The sequence below is a fragment of the Neorhizobium huautlense genome, from assembly GCF_030811685.1.
Classification (GTDB): Bacteria; Pseudomonadota; Alphaproteobacteria; order Rhizobiales; family Rhizobiaceae; genus Neorhizobium; species Neorhizobium huautlense_A.
The window spans coordinates 117310-140607 of sequence record NZ_JAUSRF010000007.1; the positions used below are offsets into that span (position 1 = coordinate 117310).

A 23298-nucleotide genomic window follows, 5' to 3' on the forward strand; every position below is an offset into this window, starting at 1 on the left:
GTCTTCCGTCTCTTCATGAGAAGGCGACGGGATACACAACCCCGCCAGTTCACCATGCGTCTTAGAGAACGAAGCTTGCGCGAAAATGCCGTCACGCCGAAAGGGCGATCAGAAGCCTGTCTGAACGCGGGAAAACACCATTTCGGCGAAGAGATAGACCTGACCACCGATGAAGGGCGCCGAGATGGCGATGGTGACGAGGATGGCGACGATCTTCGGAACAAAGGTCAGCGTCATTTCCTGAATCTGCGTGAGCGCCTGCAGGAAGGCGATGCCGACGCCGACGATCATCGCCGCCAGAACGGCGGGGCCGGAAGCGATCAGGACCGTCCTGATCGCCGCCTGCAGGATCTCAAGGGCGTCGGCTTCATTCATCGGAGCTCTCCGGGGCCGCGAATCATCCGCGGCCTTAGCGTTGGCCCGTTGTATCGCCGGCGTGTTAACCCGTCGAGGTCTGTTCTTCCACCGGCAGGCCGGTATCCGGATCCTTGACGACCGGGGTGGTGACTTCGTCTTCCTTGCCGTCCTTGTCTTCATCGACAGTGGCCGTGATCTCTCTGTCCGAGATAACGACGCCGGCCTGAAGCAGAACCTTGTCACCCTTCTCCGTGATGGCAATCACGCCATCGGCATAGACCTGGGCTTCCTTGACCTTGCCCATGGTCTTGTCGTCGGCACTCATGATGTACTTGCCGACGAGATCACCCGCCTTGGTCAGGGCTTCGGCCTGAAGCATGCTCTTCAGGTGCTTGTTGGTCTGGATCGTCTGCTCGACCTGCGAGAACGATGCCAGCTGCGAAACCTGTTCCGACGCATCCATCGGATCCGTCGGGTCCTGGTTCTTCATCTGCGCGATCAGCAGCTGAAGAAAGCTGTCATAGTTCAGCGCGGCCTTGTTGGCATCGGTATTGGAGGCGCCGGCATTGGCCCAGGGGTTGGATGCCGTCGTCGTATCGACCTTGGGTGTGGTCGCTGACGCGGTAGGATCTATCGCCATGGCGCGATTTCCTTGCGAATGCTCTCGACCATGGCCGGCGCGATCTCGTTGTTGTTGAGAATGCGGTCTTCAGCCGGGTAGAGGCTGCGGATGGCCTTGAGAGCATCGAAGGCACGGCCGGAAGCGACCATGGCGTCGATGCGCTTCAGTTCCGCCAGGACTTCGGCGTCCTGGAAGCAGGTGAGCAGCATGGCGATCGACTTCTTGAACATCGCCATCGACTGATCCTTTCCTTCCGGATTGATCAGGATCATCTGGGCGATGAAATAGAGCTGACGCAGCGGCGTGGTGGCATCCTGGGGCTGAAGGACGTGGTTTTCCAGAAGGAAGGTGACGTCGTTGAGGAATTCCAGGGCAACCTTACGATCGACGCGCAGAACCGCACCATTGATGAAGATTCGTTCGCCGGACTTGAGCGAGATACGCAGAGTGCTTTTCATTTAATGCCATCCCTGATGATGGTGGTTACGTCGATAATGCCTTGGAAATTGTCGGACTGGCGCCGCCTGATCTTTTCGCATTCCTTCAAGATCCAGATGGCGATGGAGATCAGATTGGCGCGCAGTTCGGTATTCAGCTCGTTTTCCGGCTGTCGAAGATCTTCGATGAACCGGATCCAGACCCGTCTCGTGTAGAACAGCGCCTCGACCGTCGAACGGGAGTGGCCGTTGTCTGCGCGAGCGGCCTGAAGGAGTTCGATCGACCGATCGAGCGTCTGCCGTTCACGCGCTTTGGCGTCGGCGACGTCATCCTTCATGATCTCGGCATATGAAAATTGGAACATTCATGTACCCTTTATTTTCAATTACTTACCTTTTGCATCAAAGGTAATTCACAAGGCTCAGCTGCTGGATCCGCGATGTCAGTGTGTAGGATGCCTCAAGCAGTGACTGCAGCGCGCTGACGCGGGTGGAAGCCTCGTAGACATCGACCCCCTGCAGCTCGTTGATATGCGTTTCGATGATAACCTTCTGATCGGAGAGCGAACCCGTCGCCTTGCTGACGCGCTCGGTCGAAAGACCGATCGCCGAACGCTGGTCGTTGAGGCCGGAAATCGCCTTGCCGATGGAAGCCGTCGCACTTTCCGTGACCGACACACGCGTCGCTTCCGGAATATCGTTGGTCAGGTATCGCGCCGAGATCACGGACGCAAAGACGAAGGCCCGGAAGCCCTGGTTATTGGCGTTGGTCGAGGTGTCGATCACTTCCGTGGGGCTGATGCGCGTCGTGATGTTCGCGTCGCTGGCTGCGGACACATGGTCGCTCCAGAACGTGTCGTCGTTGAACTGCGCCTGAAGATCGCCCAGGAAGGCGCTCATCTCGGCTGCCGTCATGGTCGACGGGTCCGGATAACCGCTTTCGAAAGCCGTCAGAGCCAGATCCAGTGCCGAGCCTGCCTCATAGGACAACATCGGCTTGACGTCGCTGTTGGTGCCGGAAAACAGATATTCGCCGCTGACCGAGGTATTGGCGACATCCGTGAAGGAATTGAGCGCCGAGGTAATCGTCGCGCGCGCCACGTCGAGCGTGGAGGAGGAGGAGCTCAGACCGACCAGCGAATCCATGACGCCCTGGCTGATATCGGCGAGCTGCGACAGCGCTTCCTCGGAAGAGGTCAGGCGCTGGGTCGCGATGGAATTGGTGGTCATCTGCGATTCGATCCGCAGCATGTCGCGGGACAGATCGAGACTGCGCGAGGTTTTTGCGCCGAGTTCGACACCGAGATCGGCATAGACGCCGGTCGTCACCTCTTTGTTGGCGGTGGCCAGATCGTTCTGCGCCCGCGCCATGGTTTGCAGGAGCGTCGTCTGTATGGAATGCGTGGAGCTAAAGGAGGTCTTCATGATCAACCCGCTGCGTTCATAAGGGCACTGATCATTTCATCGATCGTGCTGACAAGCTTCGTTGCTGCCTTGTAGGACTGCTCGATGTCGAGAAGCAGCGAGAGCTCTTCATCGAGGCTGACGCCCGTCTCCGAAGACAGGGCTTCAGCGGCGCGAGACTGCATGGCTGACTTGGTTTCAGTGGCCGTGGTCGATGAGCTGCGCAGGGCCTCGAGCCAGCCGGTCGAATCCGATGCATAGGACATCAGGTCGATATCGGTACCGCCGGATATCTCATCAAAGCTCTGATTAGCCTGCATCATCTGGACATATCTGTCGAGCAGGGCGGAATAACTAGAGTCTTTATTGGTATTCCATTCGTAACTGGCGTCACCATTAATGCCACCATCACGGAGCAAAGTTGGCACACCTGTGGGCGGAACCAGCGCAGAATTAACCATGATGCGCCCACCCAGGCCGGATGAACCGGGCAAGGTGGCATCAATGATGCCGTCATTGTCGTAATCGTGGTCAACCATGCCACTGGCGGGAACATCAAACTGCTCGACGCCACTTGCGTCCTTGTAGGTGAACAGTCCCGCAATGGCACCGAACGTACCTTCCGGGTCAGACGGCAAGGCTTCTGCAAAGGCGGTGATCAGGCCACGCGCCATTTCATCCAGCTGGCTCTGGTATTTCGGTGCGACATCGTCACGGATCTGCAAGAGCGCCTGGAGCGAACCGCTGGCGCTGGTGTCGCCGCCGACGCCGGCCTTGACAGCCACCCCGTCGATGGTGACGGCAGAACCGGTCATCGCTGCGGTATAGGTCTTGGTGGCGGTAAAGCCGACCGTGCGCGGGATGGTCTCGAACAGCGTCGTGCCGTCGCTCGTGTAGAGCGCCATGTCGTTGCCGGCGCGGATCGTCGACGAAACGCCGGTGATCTCGGAAATCTGCTTGACCAACGAGTCGCGGGTATCGAGCGCGTCGTTGTTCTGCTTGCCGATCGCCTCGGCCTGCATGATCGCCGTGTTGGCGGTCTCGAACTGGCCAAGCAGGTTGTTGAGCTTGTCCACCTGGGTCTTGATTTCGGCATCCGCGCGGGCGCGGATGGCCTGAAGTTCGCTGGAGGTCGTGTTCAGCGTGTTGACGACATCCTGGGCCGACGACACCACGGTCGATGCAAGCGTTGCTTCGCTCGGCTTTGCCGCGTAGGCGCCGATATTGTTGAGCAACGCCGTCATCTTCGTGCTCATCGAGGTTTCGTAGTCGTTGCCGCCGAGCAGGCTGCGGATCTCTTCGAGACCCGTCGCCAGCGTCGACTGGCCACTTGCCAGCGACGTGCTTGCAATCGTCTGCCGCAACAGCGGCTGATTCTGCTCGCGCGATGTCATGGCGACCAGCGCACCACTGCCATTGCTGACCAGGACCGCAGTACGCTTCGCATAGTTGGCGTTCTGGGTATTGGCGATGTTCGTCGACGTCACCGACGTTTGCGTGCCGGTGTTGTTGAAGATCTGCTGGGCAGTGGAAATCGCTGAACTAATCGACATCTATCTAACCTCTGCGGGGATCATCCCCGCGATTATCTCTTCAGGTTGACCAGGGTTTCGAGCAGTTCGGAACCGGTCTGGAAGACCTTGGAGTTTGCGGTGTAATTACGCTGCGATTCGATCATGCTGGTGAGTTCCTCGGCGATATCGACGTTGGAATCTTCCAGCGCGCCCGAGAGGATCGAACCGTAACCGCTATTGCCGGCGTAACCCATGACGATGACGCCCGAGTCATTGCTCTGCGAATAGACGTTGCCTTCGCGCGGGGTCAGGTTGTTGGGGCTCTGCACATTTGCCATGGCGATACGATAGGCAGGCATCGACTGGCCGTTCTTGTAGAGAATGGAGACGATGCCGTCCTTGCTGATCTCCACCTTGTCGACCGCGCTTGCGGCCTGGCCGTTGATGTTGCCTTCGATCGAGTAGGCTGCACCGAGCTGCGACATGTCGCCGATGTCAATATCGAGACCGTTCAGTTCCGCACCTGCAATGGTCAGGCCGTTGGTCGAGATCATGCCGTCCGCCGGTACTTCCAGCTTGCCGGTCTCGTCGAATTCCAGTGCGTAGGAACCGAGCGGATGAACCGTGCCGGCATCATCCTCGTAGCTGACGGCCAGCGACCATTGGTTATCGGCATTCTTCGTGTAGGTCAGGTCGAGCAGGCGTGAATTGCCCTGGCTGTCATAGGCGACGAGCGAGGACGACTTGGTATAGCCGGCTGCTTCGCCCGACGGCAGGTTGCCCGAAACGACACCCGTCGTCGACGGCGTGGAGCTCATGCCGCCAGCCTGAACGTTGATTTCCTCCAGGCCGTCGAAACCGTTGATGACGATGGTCGGATCGGTGGTCGACGAATAGGGGTAACCCATCAGCGTGAAGCCGGCAGCGTTCATCAGAGAGCCGTCAGGCTGGACTTCGAAATTGCCGGCGCGGGTCAGGTAGTTCGAACCGTCGGCGCCGCTGACGATGAAGAAACCCTCGCCATTGATGGCCAGATCGGTCGACGATGTCGTGTAGGTGAACGAACCCTGGTCGTTGATCGAATAACGAACGGTGGTGTTGACGCCACCCGAATTGTACGAGCCGTTCGAAGACGGCAGGATCATCGACGAGAACTGCGTCGAGGCCTTCTTGTAACCGACGGTGCTCGAGTTGGCGATGTTGTCGGCAACCGTGCTGAGACGGTTCGCCTGCGCATTCATCCCGGACACACCCGTCCGCATTGTTCCGTAAAGGCTCATCTCAAATCCTCGTTTTGCCTATGCTGACGACCCTAGATGACGGGCCTTGCGTGAAGCTGTCTGTTTTGGCCTTTGCCGCAGTTTTCAATCAGCTGTCGCTACATTTCCAAAAACGAAAAAGGCCGACATCCATTTTCGGATACCGGCCTTTTTTCAGAATATTTACAGACTGTTAGTTCCAGTCGATGCAGTAGCCCAGGAAGCGCTTGGAATCGACCGGGTCGAAGCCGAGCTTCTTGCGCAGCTTCTTGCGAAGCTTGCTGATGTGGCTTTCCACGACGTTCTCCTCGACCTCTTCGTCGAAGATGCCGTAGATGGCGTTGAAGATCTGGGTCTTCGAAACGCGACGGCCACGATTGGCAATCAAATATTCCAGGATGCGACGCTCACGACGCGGCAAGGCAAAGATCTCGCCGTTGATTTCCGGGTCACGACCATCGGAGAAGACGCGGATCGCGCCGACATCCGTATGGGTGGACAGTGCCTTCAACCGGCGACGGATCGCCGCTGCGCGAGCCAAAATCTCGCGAGGATGCACCGGCTTGCGCACTACGTCGTCGACTCCGCTGTCGAACAACGCCAGTGTTGCTTCCAGCGAGTGCTGGTCGCTGACCGCGATCACCGGAGCCTGCGAACGGTCGCGGATAGCCCGCGGCAGTTCGAGCGACCGTTCGCTCTGTCCAATCAAAAATGCTTCTACCGCCGCTATGTCGGTATCCGCCGCTGTGTTGACCCACTCACCGAACTCGTTCGGGTCGAAACCCGTAGAGGGCACACCCTCACGTCCAAACAGGGATGTGTACCCGTCTTTCACCAGTTCACGTTCATCAACCACTACGATCATTCGTCCGCCTCCGAATCACTGTGGTAACCTCGATGACCAATGGATACGAATCGAGCGAATCCCGAACAACTGGGTAAAATTAACCATAGAATTTAATAGTTGATTAAGATCGGCCTCGCGATTTGCACTAGATGTAGTATGCCCCGTAAAAATACGCACAAATTTTCAGTGGAAAAAGTTAACGATGCCTAAATTTAGCCTTGTGAGAGGTACAGAGGCCAAAACGTGAACATCGCCAGCATCCGCCCAAACAGGCCAACGGTCAATCAACTAAAAATAGTCATCCACGGCAAAAATTCGAGGCGTTTCCGGTCCAGGTGCCATAGCCGGTTGCAACCAGATTGGAGATGACACGGCAGACATAACGCTTCTGGGCGGGGTCGTTATTGGGTCCGGCGTGGTATCTCGCTACCGCCATGGTCCATGTCTCGTGGCGACCGTGAAGGTTGCTGAGGAACTTTGCCGCATACTCCACATTGAGGCGCGGATCGAACATCTGCTCGGCCGATGCGAAATGCTCACTGTGAAAATGATGATTGATCTGCATGCAGCCGATGTCGATCAGCTTCTTTCCTTCGCTGCGCGCCTCGTGAAACTTGCGCATTGCGTCCTCTCGGCTGGGCGGAAAGAACGCCTTGCCCTCGATATTCATGGCGTAGGGATAAAGGCTTCCCTTGCGCCCCGTTTCCGTCAGGCCGACTGAATAGAGGATGCCTTCCGGTATGCCGTACTTTGCAGCGGCAGCCTGTATCTGCGCCTCGCAGATGCCCGCACCACTGGCAGGCGGGGCGGCCGCGCTGACATTCGGACGGGTGGTGGAAGGCGGCTGGATGGCGGCCGGCACCGGGGCGGTGGACCGTGCTGCCGGAGCTGGCGTGGAGAAAAGCCCGGCAGCGTTGACGGCGTCAGAGATAGAGCTGATCAGGGCGAGCGTTGCCAGCAGCGACAGTGTCGGATACCGGTTCATTCGTGCCTCTTGCATTATCCTCTGCGGCGGAGCGGGCATTGTTCTGCCCCTGCTCGCGACCGGCATTATTGCCCTGACGTCCCTCGTTGGCCGCCTGCTGCTGGCCAGTCTGGCCGGATTGCTGGCCCTGCTGTTGCTGCTGGCTGGACGTATCCGACTGGTTGGACGAGGCGACGCTGATGGTCACCTGATCGACGGCAAAGCCCTGCGAGCGAAGCGCTTCGATCATGCCTGAACTGTCACTGCTCAGCTGGCGATGGGCAGCGTGATTTTCGACCGTCAGGTGAACGTTGAGGGTTTCACCGCTGAGACGCAGCGTGGCCGTCACCGAACCGAGGTCATGCGGGTTGAGCTGCAGCTTGAGTGTGTTGACGACATTGCCGGTGCTGGATGCCATCGGATCACCGAGCGATGCGCCCGATGTCATCGCAGCCGCCCAGGTCTTGTCGTCCGACATGGCAGCGGTCAGGGCCGCGCCATTGGCGCTCTGGCCGAAACCGAGGAAACGGCGCGAATCGAGCACAACGACGTTTTCGGCGGAACCACTGCCGGCAGCCCGGGTCTCGAAGCCGACCTTGCCCTGTTCATCGACACCGATCTTCATGTCGAGGCTCTGGCCACGACCGGAAGAGAGCCGGAAGGTCTTTTCGTCGACAAGAGCCGCATCGCTATCTGTCGGCATATCGAGGGCGTCGGAGGCCTTCGTCGCGGCAGAGGCCTGCGCAGCGCGGCCTTCGGTCGCCGAGCCGACGGCCTTGTCACCACGGGCCTCGCCGCGCTCACGCGCCAGGCCGGCCTGTTTCGGCGTCGCGTTGGCGACCGTCTCCACGTTGGCACCGCCGGCCAGCAGCGACAACACTTCGCTCAGGCCGGTTTCCTTCGTCGCGGGAGCCGCCTCATCGGCATTGGCCGCCTCCTTGTCGGTTTTAGATTCGGTGTCTTCGGCCTTGCCCGACTTGTCGGATTTGGCTGCCTTGGAAGAGGTCACAGCATCGGTCTTCGACTTTGCATCGACGAGTACCGCCGACGCATCCTCGGCATCGGCCGGCTTTGCCGTGACCTTGGCGTTGCCAAGAACGTCCTTGACGGATGTGGCGGTGCGTTCCGTATCCTCGCCCTTGCCGAACAGGACCCGCGCGGTCAGATCCAGCGCGGAGCGGCCCTTGGAAGACGGCGCATCCTCGACGGTCTCGGAACCGGTCTGCGTGACCTCAGATTCGCCCTTTGACGTGGCATCATCCTGCTTGCGGGAGCCATTGCCGGCGCTGGAAAGCGCATCGGAAAATCCGCTCTTTTCGCCGTCATTGCCCTGTTTTCCGGCAATTCCCCTCACCGTACCGGCCGCGTCAGACGCGCCGGTCCTCGCCGTCACCTCAGCATTGATCATTGCAAAGTACCCTCTTCCTTCAGCAGATCGTCGATCGCATTCAGTGTCGAACGGCCCCTATCGACATAGGTCTGGAAGTCAGCATCGTACTTCGTCGCACTGCCATCCGCGGTTTCTCCGGGGGCAGAGCCTGATCCGCTCACATCATTGGCGGACGACGCAGCCTGTGAGGCCACATCTGGTGTTGGAGCCATATTGGCGCCCGTGTCTTGTCCGAGGCTTTCGGCATTCGGTATTTCAGCACCGGTGCCGGTTGCTGCGACCGGAGGCCGCACCACGGCATCGGCGATCGCTTTTGCCGCCGCGCGCAATGCCTGGTCGGCCGGGGACAGATTGGCTTCCGGCAGATCGGTGATCGCCTTCATCGCATCCGTCACCTTGTCGCTCGGGATATCGGCCATGCCTCCGTAAAGGCGCGCGAGCTGTTCGGCATTGCGATCATCGGCGCCGCCCTTGATGCCGGTCGCCTGCTCGGATGCGTAACGGGCAAGATCGTTCTTGCCGGCAATCGCCGCCTGACGGGCGATGCGCAGATAGACTTCGCGCTGGCGGTCGGCATCCATGAAGGCAATCGTGCCCTCGACATCGGGCGCGGTGATTTCCTTGCCGTAGTGACGCACAACCAGAAGCACGAAAAGATCGGCAAACTGGCTGGCATAAGGAGAATGCACGTAACGCCGCGCATATTTGCGCGCATAGGCAAGCCCCTTGTCGACGAGGTCTGCCTCGACGGCAATCGACACGGAACGGCGAAGTGCGGCTTCCTCAACAATCGTGCCGGGTGCCGTCAGGCGCGCCCAGTCATAAAGCTCGAGTGCTTCGAGCGGCGTATTGGTGACGGCGACATTGCCGGCCACCAGCGCCAGATAGGGCCCGATCCGCTCGTTCTTGTATTCCGGCACCATGGCTTTGAGCGTATTGGCCACCAGCATGCCCTGCCCGCCCAGATATTTGCGCAGGATATCGGACACGCGGTTATCGAAATTGCCGGCGACATCGCGCGAGACAAGATATTCGAGCGTCGCGGGATTGCCGCCGCTCATTGCATAGATCAGCGCCGCATCGACATTGCGCGGATCGGAATAGACCGAAGGATCGACCGAGCGCAGACGCCTGTCGATGGCGCCGATCATGTATCGCTGCATCTCGCCGGCGGAGTGATCACCGGTGACCACCGTATCCTGCACGAACTGCAAAGACCGCAGCATCTGGTATGGGGCGAGATTTTCACCCTCCTGCTGCGCCGAGGCGCTTTGCAGCGAGAAAGCTGCAAAGGCCACCGAAGCCAGGCATAAAAGACGATGCGGAAGGCGCGCCATGATTATCCCTTATCCGCCTCGAGCAGGATTTCGATACGACGGTTGGCATCGGCGAACGGATCATCCGGCACCTGCAGGCGACGGTCGGCGAAACCGGAGATCTGCTTGACGCGATCTTCGGCAAGGCCACCCTTGACCAACATGAAATAGGCACTGTGGGCACGCGCCGAAGACAGGCGCCAGTTGTCGTTGCCTTCGGTCGTGAACGGACGGCCGTCGGTGTGGCCGCGAATGACCACGTCACCCGGGCGCGCCTTGAGGATCTCGCCGATCTTTTCCATGGCGAGCACCATTTCGCGACGCGGCACGGCAGAGGACAGGTTGAACATCGGCGTATTGCTCTGGTCGGAAATCGTGATCAGCATGCCGCCCTCGGAGGGCGTCACTTCCAGACCTTCGGCAAGACGGCCGGAAATGCCCGAAATCTGCTTCTCAATCGCCTCGCGCAGTTCTTCCGCCTGCTTTTTCTCTTCGGCAGTGGCCTCGGGTTCGACGGCGTCCTGCTTCGCCTCAGCCGTATCGGGCTTGGTCGCATCGGGACGCGGCTGCGGAACGGCCAGGGCGAGTTCGGTTTCGCCCGGCTTGTGCGGCTGGTCCTTGTTCTGCGCTTGTGCGGCAGTCTGCGGCGGCTGCGGGGTTTCCGGCAGCATTTCGACAGGTTTTGACGGATCCGCGGGATCAGCCGCATTTGCCTGCTGATGCTGCTGCAATTGCGCCTCGGCAGCCTTTTCGGCCTGCGTCTTTTCAGCGGTTTCTGTCTGTGTCTCGTCGGCGCGGATCACCTGGATCTGCTTTGTCCAGAAATCCGGATCGAACGGGTCTCGATAGGCTTCGCCGCCATCGGCGCCGGTTGCCGGGCCGGAGGTCGATGCCCCGCCCTCGCCCTTGGCGCTGACATTGGCTTGCTGGCCGACTTCCTGGGCGATCTCGGCGAGAACGGAATACGGGTTCTCGAAGAAATCCGCTTCCGAGTAATTCTGCTGATCACCGGCGCTGGACGTCAGGTCTTCACCTGTCGCGGCAGCCGAACCGACGGTCTGGCCTTCGTCGGCCTTGACCTGCGAGCGGTCCTTCTTTTCCTGACCTTCAGACGTGTCGACGGGCTTTTCAAGCCCCTTCTTGGCCGGCGTTTCGTCGGACAGTTTGATCGGATTGAAATAGCTGGCGACCGAGGCCTTGGTTTCCTCGTTGGCGGCATTGACGAGCCACATGACCAGGAAGAAAGCCATCATGGCCGTCATGAAGTCCGCATAGGCGATCTTCCATGCACCGCCATGGTGGCCATCGTGACCGCCGCCGTGCTTCTTGACGACGATGATCTCGTTCTTGCCGTGATGATGATTATCGCTCATCCGAGCACCTTTCTGAGGCTCGCCGCCCAGGCGGAAAGCCGGGTAACCAGCACACTGCCGTCTATATCGACCGACAGATCGAGATCATCGGCTTCGACATGACGCAGGACCGGCGCATCGGAACCGAGCGCCGTCTTCAGTTTTTCAAACATTTCGCCGGGACCGGACACGGTGATCGTGCCGATATCGCCATCGAACATCGCTTTGCGAATGAGATCCGCCAGTTCGTCGACAGCCTTGTCGGCCAGCGATTGTTCCAGGAAGGGCACCAGTGCGGCGGCCGTCTGTTCACCGATCACGGCGGCAAGCTTGCCGGCGATCGCGTTCAGGCCCGCTTCGATCTTTTCCGATGCCTGCACCTCAAGACGCGCGCAAAGCTCGGCCAATTCGGCGGCGTGGGCTGCTTCGAGCGCCTGCCTTTCGGCGGTCCATTTCTCTTCGGCTTGCGCGCGGGCGGCCTCAAAACCCTCGGCATGCGCCTCAGCGCGCTCGGCTTCGAGGTCGATGGCGGGTTCCGGCTCTACGGCGGGAAAATCAAAATCATCGGAGATTCCGCCTTGGCCGCCGAAGCCGCCGATATCGAATTCGGGGGTCAGCATCGCTGGCGCCGGCTGCGGCTCACCAAAATCCTTGAGGTAACGGGCGATCGACGCGCTCATGCGTGCACTCCGTGAACTTTGCCCTGATAGCCGGTCGATCCGCATGCGCATGCGGGAAAGGACCGGGAATTCGCCACTGCAATCATTGCGCCGTCCCGATTAAGAGGAAATTACCGCCACACGGCAAACGCGCCTCGTGCGGGTAACTTTTGCGGCAACCTAGGCAGTCAAACTTGTGCGAAAATGAAGGTGCTGGACCGCGACAGGGCAAATGCGCGGTCCAGCGTCGCCGTTGCCGATGACCGGGGCTCGGCGAAAAGCCATGCGAAGGAAGGGAGGCCGGTCGCCTCCCTCCAAATCGCCTTACTGCTGGAACAGCGTAAGGATGTTCTGGGCGTTGGTATTGGCGATCGAAAGCGCCTGGATGCCGAGCTGCTGCTGCGTCTGCAGGGCCTTGAGGCGGGTCGATTCCTCATCCATGTCGGCATCGACCAGACGACCGACGCCCTTGTCGATCACGTCCATCAGGGTCGACACGAACGTGGTCTGCAGATCGATACGGCTGCTGACCGCGCCGAGATTGGCGGCGCTGTCGGTCAACTGCTGCAGCATCTTTTCGACCGCATTCAGCATGCCGTCGACCTGCTGGTCAGTCGTATCCTCATCGAGTTCGATTTCGGTGCCTGATGCCGGATTGGTGGAATCGGCATTGATCAGGAAGTAGGTACCGACCGTCACGCCGGCTTCATCGACGATCGGCCAGTCCTTGGTGAGGATGCCGCGACCGGCACTCGACGTATCGATCATGACGGAATCGGCGGCGGTGTAATTCAGCGTGGTCAGCGAAACCGTACCGTCCGTCGAACGGTTGAACGAGGCGACGATTTCCTTGGTCGGCATGCCGGCGGTCGCGGTGTTGTAGAGCCAGTTCTCGCCGGAAAACGATGCCGATTCGGCGATCGAGGCAAGCTGGTTCTTCAGTTCAGAGAGTTCCTTGTCGATCTTGGTCTTGTCGACACCCGGCTCGCGCGACGCGGTGATCTTGGCCTTGATTTCGGTCATGACGTCGATCGCCGACTCGAGGCCGGTATAGGCCGTGTCGGTCTTGGCGGCACCGAGGCCGAGCGCGTCTTCAACGGTGGAAAGCGCGGAATTGTCCGAACGCATCGTGGTCGCGATCGACCAGTAAGCGGCATTGTCCGCTGCGGTTTCGACCCGGTAACCCGAGGAAATGCGGTTCTGCGTCGTCTCCATGTCGGAATTGATCGAACGCAGTGTCTGCAGCGCCGCCATGGCGCCGGTATTGGTAAGAATGCTGGTCATCTGGAAAAATGCCCCTGGAGGAGTGCGGGACATGCCGGAGCTGTGCCGGCAACGTGCGGAAGCATCATGCTCACCGGTCAGCATTTTGCCCTGTTGACCGGCCCGTTCGTTCTTAAACTACGGTTAACGCTAATATGGTTAATGAGAGGTTAATGCAAACGGAGTTTTAACCGAGGTTAAGTGGAGGTTAAGCCTCGCACCAGTTTCGCGCCCTGAACTGGCAAAATATATCCGAAAAGCGGCTGGATAACTGACAAGACAACAGAAAAAGGCCGCGCTTTTCGGCGCGGCCTTTCCAGATCTTCCGTCTTGACCAGCTTACTGCTGGAAGAGGGTGAGGATGTTCTGCGAAGAGGTGTTGGCGATCGAGAGAGCCTGGATGCCGAGCTGCTGCTGCGTCTGCAGGGCCTTCAGGCGGGTCGATTCCTCGTTCATGTCCGCATCGACGAGCTTGCCGACGCCGGTTTCGATGGAGTCCATCAGGTCGGAAACGAAGCTCGTCTGCATGTCGATACGCTTGGTGATCGAGCCGACGTCAGCGGCAGCGTCGGTCATGTCCTGCAGCACCTTGTCGACAGCCTTGAGAGCTGCGGTCAGATCTTCCGTGCCGACGTCGAGCGTCAAAATCGAGAAGCCGGTTGTCTGGGTTGCGCCGTCGTCATCGAGATATTCGATGTTGGACGACAGAAGGCCGCGGCCAACCGAGGTCACGTCGTCATTGTTGGCGTCGACTTCGATCAGCGAAGAGTTGTTGGTGTCGTAGTCCAGGGTGGTCAGGCTGACATTGCCCTGGGCGTCACGGTTGAACGAACCGACGATGGATTCGACACCGGCACCGGCGGAAGCAGTGTGGTAAACCCAGTTTTCGCCGGAGAAGGATGCGGATTTCGCAACCGAACGCAGCTGTTCCTGCAGCTGGTCGATTTCCTTCTGGATCTTTTCCTTGTCGACGCCCGGCTCGGAAGCGGCCGTAACCTTGGCCTTGATTTCATCGACGACGTCGATCGAGGATTCCAGAGCCGTGTAGGCGACGTCGGAGGTGGCGGCGCCGAGACCAAGTGCATCCTGAACGGTGGAGAGTGCCTTGTTGTCCGAACGCATGGTCGTTGCGATCGACCAGTAAGCGGCGTTGTCCTTGGCAGTTTCGATTTCGTAACCGGAAGAAATGCGGCTCTGGGTGGTCTCCATGTCGGTGTTGATCGAACGGAGCGTGGAAAGAGCGGCGATTGCTGCGGTGTTTGTGAGGATGCTGGTCATGGGTGATGCCTCTCAGTACGAACTGATTTGAAAAAACAAACTCCGGTTTCTCTCCGGCAAGAGATGAGCTGCATCATGCTCGTCTCGACTGCTTTCGCCGGAGACGCACCCTCTTGAGTAAGATCAATTAACCATAACGTCCTTAATGAAGGGTAAATTCTATCCGCAATATTCCTAACATTGTCAGGAAGTTACGATTTTCACAAAGCTTTTTCTGACTGAAAGTCACAAGCCGCCTGCGGCATGGCCATAAAAAAATCGCGCCCCTTTCGGGGCGCGACCTTGTTCCTGCAGATGCAGTCGATCTTACTGGAAGAGCGACAGGATGTTCTGCGTCGAGGAGTTGGCGATCGACAGGGCCTGGATGCCGAGCTGCTGCTGCGTCTGCAGGGCCTTCAGGCGGGTCGACTCTTCGTTCATGTCCGCATCGACGAGCTTGCCGACGCCCGAGTCGATGGAGTCCATCAGATCGGCGACGAAGTCGTTCTGCATGTCGATACGGCTGTTGATCGAACCGACGTCAGCGGCAGCGTCGGTCATGTCCTGCAGGACAGCGTCGACAGCCTTGAGAGCTGCGGTCAGATCGTCCGTGCCGACGTCGAGCGTCAGAACCGAGAAGCCGGTGGTCTGGGTTGCGCCGTCGTCATCGAGATATTCGATGTTGGACGACAGAAGGCCACGGCCAACCGAGGTCACGTCGGCATCGTCAGCGTCGACTTCGATCAGCGAAGAGTTGTTGGTGTCATAGTCCAGGGTGGTCAGGCTGACATTGCCCTGGGCGTCACGGTTGAACGAACCGACGATGGATTCGACACCGGCACCGGCGGAAGCGGTGTGGTAAACCCAGTTTTCGCCGGAGAAGGATGCAGACTTGGAGATCGAACGCAGCTGGTCCTGCAGCTGGTCGATTTCCTTCTGAACCTTTGCCTTGTCTACGCCTGGCTCGGAAGCGGCAGTGATCTTGGCCTTGATTTCATCGACGACGTCGATCGAGGCTTCCAGTGCCGTGTAGGCGACGTCGGAGGTGGCGGCGCCGAGACCGAGTGCGTCCTGAACGGTGGAGAGTGCCTTGTTGTCCGAACGCATGGTCGTTGCGATCGACCAGTAAGCGGCGTTGTCTGCAGCCGTTTCAACCTTGTAGCCCGACGAGATGCGGCTCTGGGTCGACTCCATGTCGGAGTTGATCGAACGCAGGGTCGAAAGAGCTGCAGTTGCGCCGGCGTTGGTGAGAATGCTGGTCATGGAATTTAGTCCCTTTTAAACAGAATACGGTGGGGGACATACCGGGCTGTAATACCGGCGATGACGTCTGGCTTCATGCCCACTCGGCCTCTCTAACTCCAGAGATGACCAAACCCGTCATGTGATGCTGAAACTCGCAGAGAATGATTTCGGATTCCTTAAGCGCACTCCCAATATTTGATCCGAATACAGGATAATTGGTCATATATTTTGATGGTCACGGCTTTCACGCTCCCGCTTCGGGCAAGCTTGATCCCATAATGACGGAAACTCGAGGTAATCCGGCGATCGTCAGGGGTTACCTTTTGTCAACCATACCCGTGGAGCGTAACACGTGACATCGCAGCCCCAGTTCGCCGACGCATCGAAAAGCTTCCACAGCGGTCGCTATACCGATGCTCTCACCATACTGAACCGGCTGCTCGACCACAGCAAGGATGTGAAAACATACGGGCTTCTGGCACGGACCTTTCTGGCGTTGGGTTTTCGCGAGGACGCCGCACGCGCCTACAAGCTGGCCGCCGAACTGGGTGGCACGCGCGCCGATGAATACAATACCGAGGCATTGAAGCTGTTTTACGAGCTGGGGCAGGACGATGAAGCCCTCAGCCTGGGCCTGCCATTGCTGAAACAGGCACAACAGGACCCCGATCTTGCCTTCATCATTGCCAGCCTGTTCCTGAAGCGTGGCGAAAGCGAAGGCCTTCGCGCATTTCTCTCGGTGCTTTCGACGAGTACCAATTCCAGACATAACAGCCTGGCCTTCATGCTGCTGACGGGCTCGCCGGAAAATGCATCCGATCGCGAGGCCGTTGCCAACATGCTGGCACGGATGCCCAAGAGCATCATCCTCATCATGGCGCATCTGGTCAACCAGCGCGAGGTAAACGCCTATTTCGAGCAGGAACGCCTGCAGCCGCAACTGGAGCGCATGGTTGCCAAGGACCCCAAGCACATCCTGCGGGTGGAGGCACCATTCTACAATCTGACATGGCTGGCGGACGAAGCGCTGAACAAGCTTGCGGGCTATCGTGCAGACGCCTATCCGGCCGACCTGCCGCAAAAGCGGCGCAGCGCGCCCCATGTCTGGGGCGACAAAATCCGCATAGGCTATCTGTCTTCCGACTTCTGGTCTCCCCATGCGACAATGAAACTGTTCAGCGCGGTGCTGGAGAGCCATGATCCGGCGCGCTTCGACGTGACGCTGTTCTGCTACACAGAGCCGGCCTATCTGGAAAAGGATACGCGTCGCGGCCTTTGGGGACGGATCGTTTCGGTACGCGACATGACGGATGCACAGGCAGCGGAAGCCATTCGTGCGCAGAATATCGATATCCTGATCGAATTGAAGGGGCACACCCGTGGTGGCCGTGCAGCCATTCTCAATCACAGCGCCGCCCCAGTACAGGTTGCATGGCTGGGCTTCCCCGGCAGCACCGTCAATACGGATCTCGATTACGTGATCGGCGACCATTCGGTTCTGCCCGACAAGGCCAAGCCGCATTACTGGGAAAAGTTCTGCCGATTGCCGGAAAGCTACCAGCCGAACAATCCTCATCAGCCGCTGGCGCAGCCCGACATGTTCACGCGGGCAGATGCCGAGCTGCCGCCGGATGCATTCGTCTTCGCGTCCTTCAACGCCACCCGGAAAATCTCCATAGCCACCATCAATCTGTGGATACGCATTCTCAAGGCCACACCGGGCAGCGTCCTCTGGCTGATGGTCAAGACACCCGAGGCGGAAGCGAACATAACGCGCAAGCTTCAGGCGGGCGGCATCGAACGAAAACGCTTCGTATTCACGAAAATGGTCGGCCACGAGGCCCATCTTTCACGCATTGTGCTGGCCGATCTCGGACTGGACACTTTCCCCTATAACGGCCACACCACGACGTCCGAACAGCTCTGGGCCGGACTGCCGGTGCTGACGATGAAGGGGACGCATTTTGCGTCGCGTGTTTCGGAAAGCCTTCTCAATGCCATCGGCCTGCCCGAGACGATTGCCGAAAACGAGGACGACTATTTCCGCCGTGCGGTGGACCTTTACAACGATCGCCAAACGGTCGCAGAGTACAGCGAACGCCTGCACCAAAATCGCTTTCGCATGCCACTCTTCGATGCCGAGCGTTTCTGCCGGCATCTGGAAAGCGCCTATGAGATGATGGCCAAGCGCGCCCGCACCGGCCAGCCGCCGGATCATATCGACGTGCCGGCATTGCCTGCCCGGACAACCGATTTCCGGTCATAACCACCAGTCTGCGCAGGCCGCATGAACGGAAAAAGCCGCTTCCCGCCCCGAGAAGCGGCTTTTGCGTTCATGCGGTTTCCGAAGTCTTGGGCCGCCGCGGGCCGACCGGGACAACTGCCATAAAAAAGACGCCCTGAGCGACCGGGCGTCTTTGTCTTTTGCCGTGAATGTGGCGGGTCTATGCCTCAGGCAAACTGGGCAAGGTAATTGCGCAGGTCGTAAACCACATCTCCGTCATCGGCTTGCGCTCCGAAATCCGGCATCATCCGCAGCCAGGCCCGAGGCGGATGCCACCCGTCGGCTGTGGACGCCTGGCGGGTCAGGCGCTGCTTGAGGTGATCCGGGACAAGGTGGATCATGTCGTCATTGATGACCGGATCGACGATCACCGCTTCCGCGCTGAAACCGGCGGCTTCCTCCAACGCGGTGACGATGCCGGCCAGGGTGCAGATCTGCTTGTAAAGCTCGTCGGCAACCGGCGACGCATGATAGGCGGCCATGCGGTGATACATGATATAGGCCTCGACCCAGTTGCGCGCATGGACATGAAGTCGAATTGCCACCGCCTTGCGCACCAGCATGAAGTGACTGATCTTGTCCAACAGTTCCAGTCGTGCCGCGGGCGCAAGCGTGACGGTCCTGGCATGAGACGCGAGATATTCCAGGCCACCGCGATAGGTGTCCCACTGGAACATGCATTCCTTCTTGCCCTGTTGCAGTTCCGGATCCGCGGATATGCCCGTGACACGCGCAAACGGCGCCGGCAGGAACAGGACATCGGCCTTGCCGAGCGCACGGGTGGTGAACAGGAAGGCCCAGAAGATGAACGGAGCGGCACCCGACACGGTCTGCGCCAGCACGTCGCGACGAATGATCAGGAATTCTGGAAACACATGGTATTTCAGAATGAAGTCCAACATGTCCGAGAAATCGCCCTTTCTGAAGCGCATCGGACCCGGTATGTCGTAGAAGGGCTGCATGTCGCTGCCGCCTTTGCGCTCGTCGGTCAGCATCCACGGTGCCTGGATCATGCCGAGATCCGCGTCGCTTTCCATCATCCGCAGGTATTCCATCACCTTTTCGGGAATGAGCAGGTCGTCATCGCCCAGAAAAAGCGCATACTTGCCGCTGGCACGCTGCATCGCGAAGGCATAATTGCTGAGAAAGCCGGAATTTTTTACCCGGCGGAACGACTTCACCTCGGGCTCGGACAACACCGTCTGCATGTAGCGGTCGGTGCCATCGGTCGAGCAGTCATCGACGACAACGATCTCGAAAGGCAAACCGGCCTTGCGGAAGACGTCCAGATGAAACTTGATGTTGCGCTGAAGCATCTTGAGCCGGTTATAGGTCGGCACGCAGATCGACAGTATGGGTGTTTGACCGGACATCGGTATCTCCAGATTGTCAGTGGCTAGAAAGAACGCGGTCACCCGCCTTGATGGCTGCAGGGCCAATCCAGGCCGTACGGACCTATCGCGCAGCCTGCTCGGCGCGCAGCGCCGCCTGCGCCTGGCTGACCGCATCGAGGAAGCTCATGTCCTCAAGATCGTCCAGGGAATAGATGAAGAAGTCGGCTTCCGTCCGCTCGATGAACTTCAACGGGTTTTCTATCACTTTCTTCAAGGTCCATTGCGGATAGCGACGTTCGATGAAGTCGGTAAATTTCCGGTGGCGAACATGTTTTGCGCCATTTCTGTCATCCGCATCGAAATTGGACGCATAGATGACGACGTAGCGACTTGAGAGGGAAAAGAGACGGTCAAGATACTCGGTGAAAACGGTATCGTCGATCAGGTGATAGAGAACGTCGAGCGACAATGCGCAATCGTAGTTGTCTTCATGTATCTCCCAATCCAGTGATGGCGACTTCGTCCAGATGAACTCGAAGTTGGGGTTGGCAGCATACATCTGCCTGGTTTTGTCGATGACCGTTTCGGACACGTCGAAACCGGTATAATTCTTGAATTCGAAGTAGCGCAGCTGGTTGCCATCCCCCGATCCCAGTTCGACGATGTCGACCAGGTCGCGCTGTCTCACCAGAAAGTTGATGACAAGGGCCTTGTAGCGGGCAACGGCATTGTACGACCCCGCGCCGGAATTGCCGCCCTGGCGATACCGTTCCTCCCAGTAGCGATTGGAATCGAAGACAGGGGGCGCGACAGCCTTCTGGGGCCGGACCGGGGTCGAAGACGACTTTTCGGCAATCATGATGGCTGGCTGCGGGTCCGACGCAGGAACGGTTTCCCTTGAAAAGCGCTTAGCGATTTCCGCAAGGGCGAGTTCGGCGGCACCCTTGGCATAAGCAAGGCCCTCCTCGCTGGCTCCGGCCTTTCCAGCACGCGGGCCGGTATCCGGCACCAGCGAGCCATGCGGGCCGTCCATGATCGCGTCCAGTTGCGTCATTTGTCTGGAGAGCGGAAATTGTTCATGGACGTAGTTCACCCACTGGTGAAGCGCGCCGCTCATGATTTTCTCGACAGCCTCGTCAATGGAGGAAAAGCGGATGGCTTCGGGCCAGAACTCCTCCGCGCCCGGATAATCATGAACCACCGGCAATGCGCCGACCGCCATGGCCTCGGCAATATTGTAACCGAAGCTTTCGTGAATGGATGTCGAGAGAATAACACCCTTGTCGGCAAGGAATGCCGGCATGTCACGCTGCCAATCGTAATAGAAGATGTTTTCGACCAGTCCCAGCTTTTCCGTGGTGCGTCGCAGATAGGGCATCGCCACGAACTCATCCTGAGCACCGGCGACATGCAGGGTGTAGGATGGGTCCTTCTTGACCAGCGCATGCATGATCTGCAGGAACATCGGCTGGTTCTTGCGCAGCACCGGCTTGGCGACCCAGGCGATCTTCTTGAGGTCAAGCGTGTTGGTAGGCTTGAACTTTTCGAGATTGACGCCATTCCACAAAACATGCGTGCGTGTCTGGTGCTCAAGCTGCGGCACCCGTTGCTTGAGGACACGCAGCATATCATGGGAGACCAGGATCAGGTCGTCGAGATAGTCGAAACGCATGCGTTGCGGAAAGGTCGATTCCACGATCTCGAAACGATGCCAGCGAGCAATGACCCGCTTGCCCATCGCCTTGATGTTCTGATTGATGGCTGCCAGAAGCAGCTCGTTGCAAAACTCGAACCAGACGACATCCGCCCATTGAACGATCTGGTTGACGTCCTGCATGTTTCGCGGACGGATCGCCCGGATATCGTAGGTTGCGGAAAGATGGCCGATAATGTCGCCGATGAAGCTGTCTACTTCAACCAGAATTCCCAGTTTCTTTTTTGCAAACATTTTACGCCCAGATTCATAGGTTGATGAAGGTCAAGAGGCGCAAGGCGGCTCTTTATCCGGCCCAAGCTGCAACTTGCATTATCCATTCCCGCCCATAACTAGAGCGGCAGCCTTTCCTGAAGCTGGATGACGTGCCGGGCCTTGCTTGAACTTTCCAGTCTGGCACAAGCCAGTGATCCTAGGCTCCGCGCCAATACCCCAAATCAGCTTTCGGGACCCAGCACATTCCAGGGGTCTGTGGTCTCATGCAAGCCAGTGGAGATGCCTTGTGAATTTACCCATTCGAAGCAAAACGACCGATGGGCAATATCTTATAGGACCCAATGGCGAGACGAATGTGCCCGGCACCACGCGGCTCGACACTTCGACGATGCCCTCCAACGATACGGACGCACGTCCGCTGGTGCGGACTTTCGACGTTTTCGACACCTTGATTGCGCGCAGGTGCATCGAGCCCTCCACCATTTTTGTCATGGTTGAAAAGCGCTCCGGGCTGAAAGGCTTCAGCAAGGCACGCCGTCAGGCCGAGCTGAACGTGATCAAAGATACCCATGATCTCGATCTTATTTATGCCGAGCTTGCCAAACTTCTCGATACCGACCCGTTGCAGCTCGCTGCGCTGAAGGCGATGGAGCTGGATATCGAGCGTGAAAACCTCATCCCTATCCAGGAAAATATGACCCGCGTCCGGCACGGTGATGTTCTGGTTTCCGACATGTATCTGGGGCACGCCACAATCCGTGAATTCGTAAAGCGCGCCGGGCTCGTGCAAAAAGTCGGGCTGGTGGTTACCAACGACGGCAAGAAGACCGGACGGATCTGGCCGGCGATCCTGCAGAACCTGCGCATCTCGGAACATCTGGGCGACAATGCCCATTCCGACGTCAAGATGCCGGAACAGTTTGAGATCCCATCCCGCCACACGCGTCTCAGCGATCCTTCGAAGGTCGAAAACGTCCTGTTGCAACTCGGTTTGCGACAGTTGGCAGAGCTTTGCCGGGAAACGCGCCTGCGCACATGGTCGGAGAATGCCGATCTCCGTTTCATTCAGATCATTCAGGCCAACCTGAATTTTCCGATGATGCTGATGGCCAGCATCGACCTGGCTCATCTTGTCCGCAAACTCAAGCGCAAGACCGTGCTGTTTTCAAGCCGCGACTGCGACATGTGGATTCCGCTTTTCGAAGAGGTGGCCCGGCGGATGGGCGTGGCGTGCGATGCGCGGTATTTCTATACAAGCCGTCAGGCGAAAATGGCGCCCTCGGAAAGCTATGTGGACTATGCCCGAAGCCTGTTCACGGACGACGCCCTGATCGTGGACATCTGTGGCACGGGCTGGTCTATTGCCCATATGGCAGACAGGCTCGGCATCTCCCGGCTGCCCGTCTACCTTCTTCATAAGCTGCCTTCGGCCAAGTCATATGAAGCCATGTCGAAGACACCGGACAGCTGCCAGTTCTTCTCCCTCATCGGTCCGGCCGAGCAAGGTGTGTTCAACACACTCCTGGAAATGTGCAATTACTCGGATCACGGGATGGTGTGCGACGTCAGGACGATCGACGACTCTGCCATTCCGGTCTTTGCCGACGACCTCAGGAACGAGCAGGAAATGGCGGCCGTAAAAGCGCAGATGGACACGTTTCATTTGGCCGTTTCATTGATGGAACATTACGATCTCAACCAGATCCTGCAACTGGATAAATCGTCGATAGTCACCGTAGGCTCGGCGCTTTACGCAAATCTTTCCCAGCACCAGCACCTTCGGCACATCTATGGCAAAAGCCATGTCGAAGAAGAGACCCGCGTTCGCGGCACGATTGGCTGCCGTTAAAAGAGACTTGGTCGA

The 23298-nt window shown here is 58.5% G+C and carries 20 protein-coding genes; 2 read left to right on the top strand and 18 right to left on the bottom strand.

The window, feature by feature from the left end; translation table 11 throughout:
• Positions 1–108: 108 nt before the first annotated feature.
• The 16 genes from fliQ to J2T09_RS12470 form a co-directional block, all read right to left on the bottom strand.
• A complete protein-coding gene (gene fliQ / locus J2T09_RS12395; RefSeq protein WP_306834770.1) occupies positions 109–375 on the bottom strand; it encodes a flagellar biosynthesis protein FliQ in 267 nt (88 codons plus the stop codon).
• A 64-nt stretch (positions 376–439) separates the two neighbouring features.
• The gene (gene flgD / locus J2T09_RS12400; RefSeq protein ID WP_306834772.1) at positions 440–997 is read right to left on the bottom strand and encodes a flagellar hook assembly protein FlgD; all 558 of its coding nucleotides are present in this window, start codon (positions 995–997) and stop codon (positions 440–442) included.
• Positions 988–1437, bottom strand: a complete 450-nt coding sequence (flbT, locus tag J2T09_RS12405) for a flagellar biosynthesis repressor FlbT (RefSeq protein ID WP_306834775.1) — start codon at positions 1435–1437, stop codon at positions 988–990. The genes flgD and flbT overlap by 10 nt, the downstream gene beginning before the upstream one ends.
• Complete coding sequence (gene flaF, locus J2T09_RS12410; protein ID WP_306834776.1) at positions 1434–1781, bottom strand: flagellar biosynthesis regulator FlaF; 348 nt, start codon at positions 1779–1781, stop codon at positions 1434–1436. Before flaF ends, flbT begins: the two co-directional genes overlap by 4 nt.
• Before the next feature lie 37 nt (positions 1782–1818).
• Positions 1819–2841 carry a flagellar hook-associated family protein gene (locus J2T09_RS12415; RefSeq protein ID WP_306834778.1) on the bottom strand — a complete coding sequence of 341 codons (1023 nt, stop codon included), beginning with the start codon at positions 2839–2841 and terminating at the stop codon, positions 1819–1821.
• Positions 2842–2843: 2 nt separating this feature from the next.
• Positions 2844–4373, bottom strand: a complete 1530-nt coding sequence (gene flgK / locus J2T09_RS12420) for a flagellar hook-associated protein FlgK (RefSeq protein WP_306834780.1) — start codon at positions 4371–4373, stop codon at positions 2844–2846.
• A gap of 32 nt (positions 4374–4405) precedes the next feature.
• A complete protein-coding gene (locus J2T09_RS12425) occupies positions 4406–5614 on the bottom strand; it encodes a flagellar hook protein FlgE (RefSeq protein WP_306834781.1) in 1209 nt (402 codons plus the stop codon).
• A 172-nt stretch (positions 5615–5786) separates the two neighbouring features.
• Positions 5787–6458 (bottom strand): response regulator transcription factor, encoded by a 672-nt coding sequence (locus tag J2T09_RS12430; protein ID WP_306834783.1) that lies wholly within the window; start codon positions 6456–6458, stop codon positions 5787–5789.
• A gap of 280 nt (positions 6459–6738) precedes the next feature.
• Complete coding sequence (locus J2T09_RS12435; protein ID WP_306834785.1) at positions 6739–7425, bottom strand: transglycosylase SLT domain-containing protein; 687 nt, start codon at positions 7423–7425, stop codon at positions 6739–6741.
• Positions 7364–8812 (bottom strand): flagellar hook-length control protein FliK, encoded by a 1449-nt coding sequence (locus J2T09_RS12440; protein WP_306834787.1) that lies wholly within the window; start codon positions 8810–8812, stop codon positions 7364–7366. Before J2T09_RS12440 ends, J2T09_RS12435 begins: the two co-directional genes overlap by 62 nt.
• The gene (gene motC, locus J2T09_RS12445; protein ID WP_306834789.1) at positions 8809–10131 is read right to left on the bottom strand and encodes a chemotaxis protein MotC; all 1323 of its coding nucleotides are present in this window, start codon (positions 10129–10131) and stop codon (positions 8809–8811) included. Before motC ends, J2T09_RS12440 begins: the two co-directional genes overlap by 4 nt.
• A 2-nt stretch (positions 10132–10133) precedes the next feature.
• On the bottom strand, positions 10134–11483 hold the full coding sequence (locus tag J2T09_RS12450; protein WP_306834791.1) for a MotB family protein: 1350 nt from the start codon (positions 11481–11483) through the stop codon (positions 10134–10136).
• Positions 11480–12142, bottom strand: coding sequence for a hypothetical protein (locus J2T09_RS12455; RefSeq protein WP_306834793.1), 663 nt, complete (start codon positions 12140–12142; stop codon positions 11480–11482). The genes J2T09_RS12450 and J2T09_RS12455 overlap by 4 nt, the downstream gene beginning before the upstream one ends.
• 303 nt (positions 12143–12445) lie before the next feature.
• Complete coding sequence (locus tag J2T09_RS12460; protein ID WP_306834795.1) at positions 12446–13405, bottom strand: flagellin N-terminal helical domain-containing protein; 960 nt, start codon at positions 13403–13405, stop codon at positions 12446–12448.
• Between the two features lie 318 nt (positions 13406–13723).
• The gene (locus J2T09_RS12465) at positions 13724–14662 is read right to left on the bottom strand and encodes a flagellin N-terminal helical domain-containing protein (protein WP_306834797.1); all 939 of its coding nucleotides are present in this window, start codon (positions 14660–14662) and stop codon (positions 13724–13726) included.
• Positions 14663–14968: 306 nt separating this feature from the next.
• Positions 14969–15904 carry a flagellin N-terminal helical domain-containing protein gene (locus J2T09_RS12470; protein WP_306834799.1) on the bottom strand — a complete coding sequence of 312 codons (936 nt, stop codon included), beginning with the start codon at positions 15902–15904 and terminating at the stop codon, positions 14969–14971.
• 334 nt (positions 15905–16238) lie between these two features.
• Between J2T09_RS12470 and J2T09_RS12475 the strand changes: the two genes are divergently transcribed.
• Positions 16239–18152, top strand: coding sequence for an O-linked N-acetylglucosamine transferase, SPINDLY family protein (locus J2T09_RS12475; protein WP_306834800.1), 1914 nt, complete (start codon positions 16239–16241; stop codon positions 18150–18152).
• A 185-nt stretch (positions 18153–18337) separates the two neighbouring features.
• On the opposite strand, the gene J2T09_RS12480 is transcribed toward J2T09_RS12475, so the two are convergent.
• Together J2T09_RS12480 and J2T09_RS12485 are read right to left on the bottom strand one after the other, a co-directional pair.
• Positions 18338–19543 (bottom strand): glycosyltransferase family 2 protein, encoded by a 1206-nt coding sequence (locus tag J2T09_RS12480; protein WP_306834802.1) that lies wholly within the window; start codon positions 19541–19543, stop codon positions 18338–18340.
• 82 nt (positions 19544–19625) lie between these two features.
• On the bottom strand, positions 19626–21452 hold the full coding sequence (locus J2T09_RS12485) for a glycosyltransferase (protein ID WP_306834803.1): 1827 nt from the start codon (positions 21450–21452) through the stop codon (positions 19626–19628).
• 268 nt (positions 21453–21720) lie between these two features.
• Here J2T09_RS12485 and J2T09_RS12490 point away from each other — a divergent pair, with 268 nt between their 5' ends.
• Complete coding sequence (locus J2T09_RS12490) at positions 21721–23283, top strand: hypothetical protein (RefSeq protein WP_306834805.1); 1563 nt, start codon at positions 21721–21723, stop codon at positions 23281–23283.
• The last annotated feature ends 15 nt before the right edge of the window (positions 23284–23298 follow it).

What these genes read in the sequence shown, in the direction of transcription:
- J2T09_RS12465 (WP_306834797.1), bottom strand. Translation starts at nt 14,662, where the DNA reads ATGACCAGCATCCTCACAAACACCGCAGCAATCGCCGCTCTTTCCACG.
- J2T09_RS12450 (WP_306834791.1), bottom strand. Translation starts at nt 11,483, where the DNA reads ATGAGCGATAATCATCATCACGGCAAGAACGAGATCATCGTCGTCAAG.
- J2T09_RS12460 (WP_306834795.1), bottom strand. Translation starts at nt 13,405, where the DNA reads ATGACCAGCATTCTTACCAATACCGGCGCCATGGCGGCGCTGCAGACA.
- J2T09_RS12415 (WP_306834778.1), bottom strand. Translation starts at nt 2,841, where the DNA reads ATGAAGACCTCCTTTAGCTCCACGCATTCCATACAGACGACGCTCCTG.
- flaF (WP_306834776.1), bottom strand. Translation starts at nt 1,781, where the DNA reads ATGTTCCAATTTTCATATGCCGAGATCATGAAGGATGACGTCGCCGAC.
- J2T09_RS12455 (WP_306834793.1), bottom strand. Translation starts at nt 12,142, where the DNA reads ATGAGCGCGTCGATCGCCCGTTACCTCAAGGATTTTGGTGAGCCGCAG.
- fliQ (WP_306834770.1), bottom strand. Translation starts at nt 375, where the DNA reads ATGAATGAAGCCGACGCCCTTGAGATCCTGCAGGCGGCGATCAGGACG.
- J2T09_RS12480 (WP_306834802.1), bottom strand. Translation starts at nt 19,543, where the DNA reads ATGTCCGGTCAAACACCCATACTGTCGATCTGCGTGCCGACCTATAAC.
- flbT (WP_306834775.1), bottom strand. Translation starts at nt 1,437, where the DNA reads ATGAAAAGCACTCTGCGTATCTCGCTCAAGTCCGGCGAACGAATCTTC.
- J2T09_RS12485 (WP_306834803.1), bottom strand. Translation starts at nt 21,452, where the DNA reads ATGTTTGCAAAAAAGAAACTGGGAATTCTGGTTGAAGTAGACAGCTTC.
- flgD (WP_306834772.1), bottom strand. Translation starts at nt 997, where the DNA reads ATGGCGATAGATCCTACCGCGTCAGCGACCACACCCAAGGTCGATACG.
- J2T09_RS12470 (WP_306834799.1), bottom strand. Translation starts at nt 15,904, where the DNA reads ATGACCAGCATTCTCACCAACGCCGGCGCAACTGCAGCTCTTTCGACC.
- motC (WP_306834789.1), bottom strand. Translation starts at nt 10,131, where the DNA reads ATGGCGCGCCTTCCGCATCGTCTTTTATGCCTGGCTTCGGTGGCCTTT.
- flgK (WP_306834780.1), bottom strand. Translation starts at nt 4,373, where the DNA reads ATGTCGATTAGTTCAGCGATTTCCACTGCCCAGCAGATCTTCAACAAC.
- J2T09_RS12435 (WP_306834785.1), bottom strand. Translation starts at nt 7,425, where the DNA reads ATGAACCGGTATCCGACACTGTCGCTGCTGGCAACGCTCGCCCTGATC.
- J2T09_RS12440 (WP_306834787.1), bottom strand. Translation starts at nt 8,812, where the DNA reads ATGATCAATGCTGAGGTGACGGCGAGGACCGGCGCGTCTGACGCGGCC.
- J2T09_RS12430 (WP_306834783.1), bottom strand. Translation starts at nt 6,458, where the DNA reads ATGATCGTAGTGGTTGATGAACGTGAACTGGTGAAAGACGGGTACACA.
- J2T09_RS12425 (WP_306834781.1), bottom strand. Translation starts at nt 5,614, where the DNA reads ATGAGCCTTTACGGAACAATGCGGACGGGTGTGTCCGGGATGAATGCG.